The following is a 12,191-nucleotide window of genomic DNA, read 5'->3' as shown; positions in this document are numbered from 1 at the left end:
CGCCGTGCCGCTGTTGCCGCTGCGCGGCAGGAGCGTCCACAGGATAGGCACCCGGAAGTGGCGCGTCACCACCGCCAACACCAGGTAGTTCACCTCCCGCTTGCCGATCGCCCATTGCGTCCGGTCGAGCACCAGCGTCCAGCGCCGATCCGGCCCGAGCAGCCCCGCCACGAGCGGCAGCGCCCAGTCCCGGCCCAGACGGACGTGCTGGAAGAACCGCTGGAGCCGGCGGTAGGTCGAGGCAGTGAGCGCTCTCCCCTCCCGCTCGCAGGCGATATGTCCGAGATTGACGGTGCGGGCGCTGATCATGCCCACCAGCAGCAGGCAGAGCGTCTCGAGACGGCTCTTGCTCAAACCCAAATGCGGGCGCAGAAAGATCTCGAGGGCGGTGACGGTGCGTCGGGACATCGGGTCGCTTCCTTGGTCGGAGTCGACCAGAAAACCACCTCTTCACCCCCTCAGCCAGACCAGTGTCGTGTAGTGTGGCCAGCCACTTTCTGGCAGGTACAAATCACGCGATTTCAGACATATAGACCCAAACGCCGCCGCGCCGGGCCAACCGCCCGCCTGCGCCGCGTCAAGCTTTCGTCAACCACCCCGCCCGCCCGCGTTTCCGACCCCGAAGGCCGCGGCACAACCCCGCTGGCATCAGACCTCGACGACCGGCTCGAACCCGCCAAAGATCAACCGCTTTCCGTCGAAGGGCATCTCCTTGTCCGCCAGGCGCGGGTCGCTCATGATCTTCGCGTTGCCGGCGTCGCGCGCTGCGCGGTCGGGCCACTGGACCCAGGAAAAGACCACCTCCTCGTCCTCCCCGGCCTGCACCGCGCGGCGGAAATCCGTCAGCTTGCCCTCGGGCACGTCCAACCCCCAGGCCTCCATGATCCAGCTTGCCCCATGGTCCATGAAGACCGGATCGCAGGCCTCGGCAAAGGCCACGAATTCGTCCCGGCGGTGTCGCGGCACCGGAACGACGAAGCCATCGACATAGCCGCCCGGTCGCGGCGCGCCCAGTTCCAGCACCGGCTCGAACGCGCCGAAGACCACGCGCTTGCCGTCGAACGGCATCGGATTCGTCTCCGGGCTCAGGCGCGGGTCGTCCATCGGCCCCTGCATCACCTTGTCGTGGACCGCCTTCGACGGCCAGACATACCAGGAAAAGACCACCGTATCCTCCTCCCCGGCCTTCACCGCGGCGGGAAACGAGGTCACTTCGCCACCCGGCACGTCGTCGCCCCAGCACTCGACCGCGGACAGACAGCCCTGATCGCGGAACGCCGCCGCCGCCTTCCCCGCGTGCGCGATGAAGGCTGTGCGGTTCGCCGTCGGCACCGCGCAAATGAAGCCCTGGATGCAGGTCACCTGAAATCTCCTTTCCTACTGTGCGTACGAACGGGCCGCGGCCTCGCCGCCGACCCTCCGGGACTCATACCTCGTGCTCAGCGCCCGGCTGCAGGATCGCCCATTGTATGCCGAAGGGATCCTCGACCAAGCCCCAGTCATCACCCCAGAACTGCCGCTCGTAGGGCATGACGACGGTGCAGCCCGCGGCAACCGCGCGGTCCCACCAAGCGCGACCGTCGGCGACGACAAGTTGCATATGGGCGCGGTTCAGGCGGTCGGGATCCGCGACATCCTCGCAACCCATGTCGGTCATCATCAGCGCCCCTCCGTTGATTTCGACCTGCGCATGCATCAGCCGCTCCGGCCTCTCGCCATCCGGCATCCGCCCAAGGTCGATCGCGCCAAAGGCCCTGGCGTAGAAATCCGCGGCCTCATTGGCGCGGCCGCCGTAGCCGATATAGGGGATCACCCCCCGCATGACGGAGGCGTCGGGGCGGGTCTCGGTGGCTGTTTCGGTCATCTCATCCCTCACTTTCCATGGTAGCTCGCGTTGTATCAGCGGCGACAGCGCCCGCCTTGCCGAGGGAGGCTGCGGTGAAGACCGTGTCGCTGGTCATCGGCGCGCCGCTTTCCAAATGGCGCACGCACGTCGCATGCATCTAGACCGCCCAGCCCCGCCGCGTCGTGCGACGCGACATCTTGGCCGCAGGGTTCTGCACTCCGGATCGGTGCACTCACTCCTCCCTCGGAATCGCCCCAGAATAGTGCCTAGCAATAATAAATTGCATATACAAGTTAAACTCATCGCGCGCACCTCAACATGGCTGAAAGATGCCGACCTCGCGACCTGCGGGAAGAATTGTTCGCATGCGAACACCCGGCCCATCCCGAGCGTCGAGGGTCAGGAACCCAACGGCGACCTGTCTGCCAGAGGGTCGGTCATGCCCGCCGAAAAACGCCCGCTCAGGCGCCGCGCCATGTGTGCCTGGCGGCCAGCCGCAGAATCGCCAGCGTCTTGGACAGCGATGTCGTCTCGCGCATCGCGCAACGGCGATTGTCCGCCGAGATGTTCCCCACTTCCTTCAACGCCGACGCCTGCCCGAAGTTCGGACCACACGATGCCAGCGTCCTTCTCCCGATCTTTCCTCAGGCAACGGACCTTCGCGCGGTGGAAGAACAAGTTCCCTATAGCAGAAGAAATCCCTCCGCATTTCAGAACGAGGTTTCGCAAGCCTCTCCTTTCCGGCTACTTACCACCCTGACTATCTCCACTTGGAAAGGGGGCTTGGGCGGCGATCAGAGTCTCCCAAAGCCCAGTGACAGCACCGCCTTTGCGCTTTTCGAGGTCCGCCCCAGCCCATGCCGACATCAGCCTTCCCGCCCATCTTGTAAATAAAATTGACAAGCCAACCGCGATCTGTTGATGTGATATGCGTTCAGGATCCATAGAAGAGGAATGGGTTCCAGCACACGGAAAACGCTGGCCGCGAAAACGCGCGGCGCGCAAAATCCGGGGCATAGCGAACACGACGCATCATCAGGGAGGACCAACATGCGTGGAATTATCTTGACGGGACTGGTTGCCGTGGCGGCGACCGTTGGACAGGCGGATGCACAGCAACTGCGGATCATGACCGGCCCGCAGGGCGGTGCCTGGTACCCGCTGGGCGGGGCGATGCAGGCCATGCTCGGCGACGAAGGCATCGGCGCACAAGTCCTGCCCGGTGGCGGCGTCGCCAATGCCCAGGGCGTGCAGGGCGGTCAGGCCGACCTGGCGTTCGGCAACTCGATCTCGGTCGTCGACGCGCTGGAGGGGCGCGAACCCTTCGAGGGGCGCGCCGACAACATCTGCCTGCTCGGCACCCTCTATCCGCAGTACTTCCAGATCGTCGCAACCGCAGCCAGCGGCGTGCAGTCGATCGAGGATCTGGACGGCAAGCGCATCGTCACCCAGCCGGTCGGCAACACCGCCGAACAGGTGACGCGCGCAGTCCTGCAGACCGCCGGGCTCAGCTACGATGACATGCGCGGCGTCGACTACGTGTCCTATTCCGACGCGGTCGGACTGCTGCAGGACGGCAACGCCGAGGTCTTCACGCTGGGCACGACGGTCCCGGCCTCGTCGATCATGGATCTCGCCAACTCCACGCGGATCACGCTCGTGCCGCTGACCGAGGAGTTCATCAACCAGATGCAGCAGGAGATCAATCCGGGCTACGCCTCGCTCATTGTTCCCGGCGGCAGCTATCCCGGCCAGGACGAGGACGTGATCGTCGTCGGCTACCAGACCCAGCTGATCGGCCGCTGCGACCTGGACGACAACGTCGTCAGCACGCTGCTCGACAAGATCTGGAACAACAAGGAAGATCTGGCGTCGATCAACGCGGTGATGGCCGACATGACGATCGAGTCGATGTCGGATGAAGGGGGCGTGCCTCTGCATGACGCCGCGCGCGCCTTCTACGAAGATCACGCCAGCGAGTAAGCTGATCCAACCTGCGGGCTGACCCTCGGGTCAGCCCCAGACCTTCCCCTATTGATCGGATACGCGCGATGCTGGCAGTGAGCGTCTGGCTGCGATACCTGACGACCGCCGTCGCGGTATCGATGAGTCTGTTTCACATATACGTCGCGTGGTACGGCCCGCCCAATGCCTTCACGCTACGGGCGACCCACTTCGGTTTCGCGCTGGCGCTGGCCTACCTCGCCCTGCCGATGACCGCTAAACGCGAGGGCAAGCCGCCGGGGATCATCGACATCCTGTTCATGATCGCGGCGCTGGCCGCGGCGAGCTATCCGATCATCAACCAGACCTATTTCAACACCCGCATGGCCTATGTCGGGCCGGTGTCGGTGATGGACCAGGTCTTCGCGGTGATGATGATCGTCACCGTGCTGGAGGCGACGCGCCGCGCGATCGGGATCATCCTGCCGATCACCGCGATGGCCTTCCTGTCCTACCAGATCTTCATCCAGGGCGCCGACATCATGCGCTTGCTGGAATACCAGTACATGACGACCGACGCGCTGTTCGGTATCCCGGCGCAGGTCTCGGCCACCTACGTGGTGCTCTTCGTGATCTTCGGCGCGCTGGCCGAACGCTTCGGCGTGGGCAAGCTCTTCATGGACTTCGCGCTGGCTCTGACCGGCCACACGGCGGGCGGGCCGGCGAAGGTGGCGGTCCTCTCCTCCGGTCTCTTCGGGTCGGTCTCGGGCTCGGCGGTGGCGAACGTGATGACCACCGGCACCTTCACCATCCCGCTGATGAAACGCATCGGCTACCGCCCGCAGTTCGCCGGCGCGGTCGAGGCCGTCGCCTCCACCGGCGGGCAGATCATGCCGCCGATCATGGGCGCCGCCGCCTTCGTCATGGCCGAGTTCATGGGGGTCAGCTACCTGAGCGTGGCGGGCTACGCGCTGCTGCCCGCACTTCTCTATTTCCTGGCCGTCTTCCTTGCCGTCCATTTCGAGGCGCGCAAGCGCGGCATGAAGGGCATTCCGCGCGCCGACCTGCCCCGGCTGGGTTCTGTCCTGGTGAACGAGGGGCACCTCTTCCTGCCGCTCGTCATCATCATCGGCGCGCTGATGAGCGGCTATTCCGCCCCCTTCTCGGCGCTGGCCGGGATCCTGTCGGTCGTGCCGGTCGTCCTGCTGCGCAAGACCACGCGCGGGGAATTCTCGATCGAGAAGCTGATCGACGCGCTTAGGGCCGGCGCCGTCAACTCGGTCACCGTCGCGCTGGCCTGCGCCAGCGCCGGCATCGTGATCGGGGTGATCGCGCAGACCGGGCTGGGGCTGACCTTCACCGGGCTTGTGCGCACGGCGGCGGGGCATACGCTGCTCCTGGCCCTGGTCCTGACCATGATGGCCGGCATCATCCTGGGCATGGGGATGCCGACGACGCCGGCCTATATCGTGCAGGTCGCCCTGCTGGTGCCGGCGCTGGTGCGGTTGGGCGTGCCGATCCCGGCGGCGCACATGTTCGTCTTCTACTACGCGATCCTGTCGTCGATCACACCACCGGTGGCCATCGCCGCCTATGCGGCCTGCGGCATCGCGCGAAGTCCGGTGATGAGCACCTCGTTCATCGCGGTGCGGCTGGGGCTGACGGGGTACATCATTCCCTTCATGTTCGTCTTCGGCCCGTCGCTCTTGATGATCGGGACCTGGCAGCAGGTGATCACCACGGCGATCACCGCAGGGATCGGGGTGACCTTCCTCGCGGCGGGGCTGGCCGGCTACCTGATGCGACCCGCCGGGCTGATCGTGCGCGGGTTGCTGATCGCGGCGGCGTTCACGATGATCAACCCGGGACTGATCACCGACACGGTCGGGATCGCGTTGGGGGCGCTGGCGGCGCTGCTCAACAGCCGCGAGCCGGACCAGATCGTCGAGGACGAGATGACGCCGGTGCCGACCAGCGACACCGCCCCGCCGGAAGACGCGCGCCGGACCGGCGGAACCGGGACCTGATCGCACGCCCATTGATGCAAAGGCCCCCGTTCCGGCGGGGGCCTTTTGCTTGCGCGCGGGCGCGTCGAAACGGGAGCGGGTGCTCAAGCTTGAGCAACCGCGCCCTCACGGGCAAAAACCGTCACATTTTTCAGGATTTCGACCTGGAAGTGAAAAGAAAGAACGCATCCGGCTCGAAAAGTGAAAAGAAACGTCGTTATTCTGACCTGGATTTCTGCACGCTTTTCGGGCATTTTTGTGGCTGAGCCACTTTTACATACCGGATATGGTATGCCTTGGTGCCGAATCCACGGCAATTTCCCTGTTCATGCATGCAGAACAGGCGACTCGAGGGGGCTTCCCGGGGTCTTCCGCGCCGGCCGGCGGCGCCGCGCTGCCGTGTCGGCAAGACCCGCCAGCGCTTCCGGGATCAGTCCGACCGCGCCGCCCGCCGCCGTTCCGCCAGCGTAGGCAGGTCCGCCAGCGCGTCGCTTTCGACCTTGGCGCTGTGCCTGCCGCCGGGTCGGGCGACCACCTTGACGGGGCGGCCACCGGCGTCGGCATCCATGCGTCGGTGCAGGACGACCCGCGCCATCTCGCCCCACCGCAGCCCGATGGTCGAGGTCTGCGCGAAGACCGCCTCGGTGCAGCGCGCGCGGGCCTCGGGCCGGGCGAGCAGTTCGAACCGCGTCGCCGGCCGGCCCTTCTTGCCCGAAAGGGCCAGGGTCGTCACATCCAGCACCCCCTCCACCCGGCGCAGGTGGTCGGCGGCGACCGCGATCTCCTCGCCCGTCATGTCGTCCACGTCGCAGACCAGCACCAGCACGCGGTCGTCCGCCGCGTAGTCCGGGTCCGCAGCACGACTTTCGGTCAGCGTGACGCGCAGAACATTGGCGATGCCGGGCAGGTCCCGCGTTCCGGCGCCGTAGCCCGTCGCCAGCAGCCGCCCCGGCGGGCGCCGCGCCTCGGGCGGGCCGTCCAGCACATGCGCGAGGATGGCGGCGCCGGTCGGCGTGACCCGCTCGCCGCCGATCCCGTCGTCGACCCAGTCGAACCCTTCGAGAATGCGCAGCGTCGCGGGCGCCGGCACCGCCAGAAGTCCATGCGCCGTCTTCACCTGCCCACCGCCCAGCGGCAGGGGCGCGAGCGAATAGCTTGCGCCTTCCAGCGCCGCGGCAAGACTGCCGGCGGCAGTGACATCCATCAGCGCGTCCCAGTCCGCGATCTCGTGAAAATGCACGCGCTCAATGGGCATGGCATGGATCGCGCTTTCCGCCTCGGCGATGCGGTGCAGGATCGCGCTGGCGTGGCGGGCGGTGCCCGGCGACAGGGCCGCGCCCTCGATCGTCTCGCGCATGCCCAGATAGGTCGTCTCGTGCCCGCGCCGGGGCTCGGCCGGGCCGCGCACCAGTCGGAAGCCGCGGCTGTCGATCCCGCCCTTCTGCACGGTCGACAACTCCGCGCGCCCCGCGGCCTCGGGCAAGACGGCGGCGACATCGGCCAGCACCCGGTCGATCAGGTCGGGCCGCGCATGCAGCAGCGCCGCCACGAACATGTCGCCCGCCACCCCGCCCTGCGGGTCGAAATGCAGGTGCAGCCCGTCGCCGCCCCCCGCCCCGTCGCCGCTCATGCATCATGCCCGGGCCAGGGATTGACCAGCCGCCCGCCCTCGAACCGCAGTTCCTCCAACTCGCCCACGACCTCGATGCCCGGGCGCGCCGCCAGTTCCGGCAGCATCGCCTCGGACGCGTAGAGCCATTCCAGCTGAAGCGTGTTCGCGATGCGAAGCAGTCGCGGGCGCGCCGGATCCTCGGCCAGGCAGGTGCGCACGACGGTCTGGATCGCCGTACGGTCGTCGGGCATCACCATCGGCAGCGCCGCCTGCGTCAGCACGGTCGAGGTCAGCGCGTTGGCATAGACCGGCTCGCGGTCGAAGGCGTCGGCCAGGCGCTGCGTCACCACGTCGGCCCGCGCGGCACCATTGCCGTTGCCGGCGGTACGCTCGGACAGTCCCAGCACCGCCAGCCGCGAGATCTCGGGCCCGCCGGTCATCCGCGGCGAGGAAAAGCGGCCGGTGATGTTGGGGTCCATCCCGGTGCCGGAGAATTCCTTGCCGATCTCATCGACCACGAGCACGTCCAGCGGCCCGTTCGCCAGCGGCGCCGCCGGGTCGCCCAGCGGCAGGCGCGGCATGTTCGCCATCGCCTCGCGCAGCAGCGGCACCTCGGCGTCCATCATGCCGTCGCGGTCCAGCACGACGACGCGCGACAGCTGGTCATAGGCATTCTCGATCGTGCCGATGGCGAAGAGGACCTTGCAGCGTTCCAACTTCATCCGCGCCATCAGCGCCACGAACTCGCCGACCCGGTCGATCCCGCGCGAATGGCAGGCCTCGGCGCCGGACTGCTTGCCCAGCCCGATCGCCAGCATCTTCGCCACCCCGCTTTCCAGCGGCGCCCGGAACGAGGTGTGCGGCTTGATCCGGTTGAAGAGCACGATCCCGTCGGCCTCCTGCGCCAGCCGGTCCATCTGCACCGACATGCCGTTCTCCAGCCGGCCCACCTCGACCGTTTCCATGCTGCTTTCGATGGGGCAGCCGATCACGTCCTCGGTGACGCCCAGCTTGGCCAGGACCGCGCGCTGCCCTTCGGCGGTCGCGCCGCCGTGGCTGCCCATTGACGGCACCACGAAGGGCTGCGCCCCGCGTGCCTGCAACTCGCGGATGATCGCGGTCAGCAATTCGGGGAAACTCGCCAGCCCCCGGCTGCCTGCCGTCACCGCGATGCGCATCCCGGGCTTCACGCGCTCCGCGACGCAGGGCGCGCCCATCGCGTCCGCCACTGCGGCGGCCGGGTCGTCGATCCGCGCCGCGTCGAACCGCTGCCGGCAAAGCGCGATGCGGGGCAGCGGCGTGTCCGCGACCAGCCGGACGTAGTTGGGAAGGGTGTCGGCCATCGGCGTGCTCCTCAGCGGCCTCGTTCCTTGCGCCAGCGGGCGAAGGCCTCGGCATGTTCGGGCTTGGTCCCGGGATAGAGGCCGATGATCGCCGCGCCGCTGCGCACCTGCTCGATCACGAAATCCTCGTAGACGGTCATCTCGACCGCCTCATCCGCCACCTCCTCGGCGATCTCGTGCGGGATGACGATCACGCAGTCGTCGTCGCCGACCAGGATGTCGCCGGGAAAGACCGGGGCATCGCCGCAGCCGATGGGCACGTTCAGATCGTAGGCCTCGTGCAGGGTCAGGTTGGTCGGGCTGGAGGGGCGGGAATGGTAGGCGTGGAAATCCATCGCGCCGATCTCCATCGCGTCGCGGAAGCCGCCATCGGTGACCACGCCCGCCGCACCACGCATCATCAGTCGCGTGATCAGGATATCCCCCGCCGAGGCCGCGCGCGCGTCCTTGCGGCTGTCCATGACCAGAACATGGCCGGCCGGGCAGGATTCCATCGCCACCCGCTGCGGATGATCGGGGTTGCGAAAGACCTCGATCCCGTTGCGGTCCTCGCGCGCGGGGATGTAGCGCAGGGTATAGGCCGGGCCGACCATGTTGCGCCCCTTCGGTGCCACCGGCCGCACCGACTGGATCACCTGGCTGCGTAGGCCCCGCTTGTAGAGCGCGGTCGCCAGCGTCGCCACCGACACGCCCATCAGCTTCTCGCGCAGGGTCTCGTCCATCTGCTTCTCCTTCGATATCGCGGCCTCAGGCCAGGTCGTTGCGGGTCATGAAATCCTGCAGCATCGTCTGCTGCGCCGAGGTCAGCGGCCAGGCCGAGGGCGGGCGCGTGGGGCCGCAATCGTGCCCCTGCAACTGTAGTGCCGCCTTCACGCCGGTGACGTTGGTGCCGTTCATTTCTTCGGCGCGGATATCCTCGAACGCGCGCATCCCGGCGATGAGGGCGTTCGCGCGGGCGTAGTCGCCCCCGTCGAGCGCGGCATGGATGGCCAGCGACCGTTCGGGCCAGACGTTGATAAGTCCGGACGTGAAGCCCCGCGCCCCTACCGCATAGAGCGGCGGCGCCCAGACCTCAGCCAGGCCGCAGACCCAGGTGATTGCCGGGTCACAAGCATCCATCGCCTCGGCCAGTTTCAGAGGGTTGGGGGTGGCCCATTTGACACCCTTGACGCCCGGCACGGCGCACAGATCGGCAATGGCCCCGGTCCCGATCGCGTCATTGCGCAAATAGAGCATCATTGGCAGCCCGCCCGAGGCATCAGCGACTGCGCGCAGATACTTGGCGATGCCTCGCGGGGCGACGAAGGGGTCGGGCGGCTGATGCACCATCAGAGCCGCCGCCCCGGCATCGGCCGAGGCGCGTGCCAAGCGGCAGGCATCGGGCAGCGCCCGCCCGACCCCGGCCAGGACGGGTGCGCGGTCGCCCACCATCGCCACCACCTCGCGCGCCATGGCGCAGGCCTCGTCGGTGGTGAGCGCGTAGAACTCGCCGGTATTGCCGTTGACGACGGGCATGTGCATCCCCGCCCCCAGCGCGCGGTCGATGATCGCCGGCAGCCGGTCCGGCGCGATCTCGCCCGCCGCGTCATAGGGCGTGACCAGTATGCCCGAGATCCCGGTCAGCGCCGCGTCAAGTTTCGTCGTCATGGGTTCCGTGCCTTATGTTCAGAAGATGTCAGGTTCGCCCGCGGCCGCGCCAAAACCGCGTTCGAGGTAGTCGAAATCGCAGCCCTTGTCGGCCTGCGTCACATGGCGCGAGAACATCCACCCCCAGCCGCGCGCATAACGCGGTTCGGGCGGGGTCCAGGCGGCGCGGCGGCGCTCCAGCTCCGCCTCGTCGACCAGCATGTCCAGCCGCCGGTTGGGCAGGTCCAGGCGCACGATATCGCCGGTCTTGAGCAGCGCCAGCGGCCCGCCGGTGAAGGCTTCGGGCGCGACATGCAGGACGCAAGCCCCGTAGGACGTCCCCGACATCCGCGCGTCCGAGATGCGCAGCATGTCGCGGTGGCCCTGCTTGATCAGCGCCTTGGGGATCGGCAGCATCCCCCATTCGGGGAAGCCCGGCCCGCCCAGCGGCCCCGCGTTGCGCAGGACCATCACATGGTCGGGCGTGATGTCCAGATCCTCGTCATCGACGGCCTTCTTCATGTCGGGATAGCTGTCGAAGACCAGCGCCGGGCCTTCATGGACATGGAACTTCGGGTCGCAGGCGGCGGGCTTGATCACCGCCCCGTCGGGGCAGAGGTTGCCGCGCAGCACGGCCAGCGAGCCTTCGTGGTAGACCGGGTTCGAAAGCGGGCGGATCACGTCGTCGTTCCAGACCTGCGCGCCTTCCAGGTTCTCGCCCATGGTCTTGCCGCTGACCGTCAGGCAGGACAGGTCCAGCCGGTCCTTCAGCTGCGCCATCAGCGCGCGCAGCCCCCCGGCATAGAAGAAATCCTCCATCAGGTAGTCCTTGCCGGCCGGGCGGACATTGGCGATCAGCGGCGTCACCCGGCCCAGCGCGTCCAGATCATCGAGCGTCAGATCGACGCCCGCGCGCCGCGCCATCGCGATCAGATGCACCACCGCGTTGGTCGAACAGCCGGTGGCCATGGCGACGATGGCCGCGTTCTTAACCGACGCGTCGGTGACGATCCGGTCGGGGGTCAGGTCCTCCCACACCATGTCGACGATGCGCCGCCCGCAATCGGCCCCCATGCGCTGGTGGCCCGCATCCGCCGCCGGGATCGACGAGGCGCCGGGCAGCGTCAGGCCCACCGCGTCGGCGATGGCGGTCATCGTGCTGGCGGTGCCCATCGTCATGCAGGTCCCGACCGAGCGCGCGATGCCGCCCTGGATGCCCAGCCATTCCTCGTCGGTGATGTTGCCGGCGCGGCGCTCGTCCCAGTATTTCCACGCATCCGACCCCGACCCCAGGATCTTGCCGGCGTAATGCCCGCGCAGCATCGGCCCGGCGGGCAGGTAGATCATCGGCACGCCGGCGGTCAGCGCCCCCATGATCAGCCCCGGCGTGGTCTTGTCGCAACCGCCCATCAGGACCACGCCGTCCAGCGGATGCGCGCGGATCTGTTCCTCGGTCTCCATCGCCAGCAGGTTGCGATAGAGCATCGAAGTCGGCTTGGTGAAGCTTTCGTCGACCGAGATCGAGGGCAGCTCGACCGCGAAACCCCCGGCCTGCGCCACGCCGCGCTTGACGTCCTGCGCCCGCTCGCGGAAATGGCCGTGGCAGGAATTCAGCTCGGACCAGGTGTTCAGCACCCCGATGATCGGCTTGCCGACGAAATCCGCCTCGGAATAGCCCAGCTGCATCATCCGCGACCGGTGCCCGAAACTGCGCAGATCGTCCGGCGCGAACCAGCGGGCGGAGCGGAGGTCGGCGGCTTTCTTCTTCATGCGGGTGTTCCTTTTCCAGGCAATTTCAGGTGTCCGTCTGTCCC

The 12,191-nt window shown here is 67.6% G+C and carries 9 protein-coding genes and 1 pseudogene; 2 read left to right on the top strand and 8 right to left on the bottom strand.

All coding sequences use genetic code 11. From position 1 onward, the window contains the following. From IM708_RS13035 to IM708_RS13025, 3 genes and pseudogenes are all read right to left on the bottom strand, one after another. A pseudogene (locus IM708_RS13035) lies at window positions 1-408 on the bottom strand (transposase); the annotation flags it as partial. Window positions 409-648: 240 nt separating this feature from the next. Continuing rightward, complete coding sequence (locus tag IM708_RS21685; protein WP_209427009.1) at window positions 649-1,362, bottom strand: DUF1428 domain-containing protein; 714 nt, start codon at window positions 1,360-1,362, stop codon at window positions 649-651. A gap of 64 nt (window positions 1,363-1,426) precedes the next feature. Then, window positions 1,427-1,864: a glyoxalase/bleomycin resistance/extradiol dioxygenase family protein gene (locus IM708_RS13025; RefSeq protein ID WP_209427008.1), complete on the bottom strand. Its 438-nt coding sequence runs from the start codon at window positions 1,862-1,864 to the stop codon at window positions 1,427-1,429. Window positions 1,865-2,896: 1,032 nt separating this feature from the next. Between IM708_RS13025 and IM708_RS13020 the strand changes: the two genes are divergently transcribed. Both IM708_RS13020 and IM708_RS13015 read left to right on the top strand, forming a co-directional pair. Continuing rightward, window positions 2,897-3,829 carry a TAXI family TRAP transporter solute-binding subunit gene (locus tag IM708_RS13020; protein ID WP_209427007.1) on the top strand — a complete coding sequence of 311 codons (933 nt, stop codon included), beginning with the start codon at window positions 2,897-2,899 and terminating at the stop codon, window positions 3,827-3,829. A 68-nt stretch (window positions 3,830-3,897) separates the two neighbouring features. Then, window positions 3,898-5,817: a TRAP transporter permease gene (locus IM708_RS13015; protein ID WP_209427006.1), complete on the top strand. Its 1,920-nt coding sequence runs from the start codon at window positions 3,898-3,900 to the stop codon at window positions 5,815-5,817. Between the two features lie 409 nt (window positions 5,818-6,226). On the opposite strand, the gene IM708_RS13010 is transcribed toward IM708_RS13015, so the two are convergent. Genes IM708_RS13010 through araD form a run of 5 tightly spaced genes read right to left on the bottom strand, consistent with a single transcriptional unit; the run spans window position 6,227 to window position 12,147 of the window. After that, window positions 6,227-7,426, bottom strand: coding sequence for a LarC family nickel insertion protein (locus IM708_RS13010; protein WP_209427005.1), 1,200 nt, complete (start codon window positions 7,424-7,426; stop codon window positions 6,227-6,229). After that, complete coding sequence (locus IM708_RS13005; RefSeq protein WP_209427004.1) at window positions 7,423-8,751, bottom strand: lactate racemase domain-containing protein; 1,329 nt, start codon at window positions 8,749-8,751, stop codon at window positions 7,423-7,425. The genes IM708_RS13010 and IM708_RS13005 overlap by 4 nt, the downstream gene beginning before the upstream one ends. A gap of 11 nt (window positions 8,752-8,762) precedes the next feature. Beyond that, a complete protein-coding gene (locus tag IM708_RS13000; protein WP_209427003.1) occupies window positions 8,763-9,473 on the bottom strand; it encodes a ribonuclease activity regulator RraA in 711 nt (236 codons plus the stop codon). A gap of 25 nt (window positions 9,474-9,498) precedes the next feature. Then, window positions 9,499-10,398, bottom strand: a complete 900-nt coding sequence (locus tag IM708_RS12995) for a dihydrodipicolinate synthase family protein (RefSeq protein WP_209427002.1) — start codon at window positions 10,396-10,398, stop codon at window positions 9,499-9,501. A gap of 18 nt (window positions 10,399-10,416) precedes the next feature. Continuing rightward, a complete protein-coding gene (araD, locus tag IM708_RS12990; RefSeq protein ID WP_209427001.1) occupies window positions 10,417-12,147 on the bottom strand; it encodes an L-arabinonate dehydratase in 1,731 nt (576 codons plus the stop codon). Between the last annotated feature and the right edge of the window lie 44 nt (window positions 12,148-12,191).

The organism is Pararhodobacter sp. SW119, from assembly GCF_017811755.1.
Lineage (GTDB): Bacteria > Pseudomonadota > Alphaproteobacteria > Rhodobacterales > Rhodobacteraceae > Pararhodobacter.
This window is presented reverse-complemented; position numbering and strand designations above follow the sequence as displayed.

Coding starts and splice junctions, on each gene's coding strand:
- IM708_RS13025 (WP_209427008.1), bottom strand. CDS start 1,864: ATGACCGAAACAGCCACCGAGACCCGCCCCGACGCCTCCGTCATGCGG.
- IM708_RS13020 (WP_209427007.1), top strand. CDS start 2,897: ATGCGTGGAATTATCTTGACGGGACTGGTTGCCGTGGCGGCGACCGTT.
- IM708_RS13015 (WP_209427006.1), top strand. CDS start 3,898: ATGCTGGCAGTGAGCGTCTGGCTGCGATACCTGACGACCGCCGTCGCG.
- IM708_RS13010 (WP_209427005.1), bottom strand. CDS start 7,426: ATGAGCGGCGACGGGGCGGGGGGCGGCGACGGGCTGCACCTGCATTTC.
- IM708_RS13005 (WP_209427004.1), bottom strand. CDS start 8,751: ATGGCCGACACCCTTCCCAACTACGTCCGGCTGGTCGCGGACACGCCG.
- IM708_RS13000 (WP_209427003.1), bottom strand. CDS start 9,473: ATGGACGAGACCCTGCGCGAGAAGCTGATGGGCGTGTCGGTGGCGACG.
- IM708_RS12995 (WP_209427002.1), bottom strand. CDS start 10,398: ATGACGACGAAACTTGACGCGGCGCTGACCGGGATCTCGGGCATACTG.
- araD (WP_209427001.1), bottom strand. CDS start 12,147: ATGAAGAAGAAAGCCGCCGACCTCCGCTCCGCCCGCTGGTTCGCGCCG.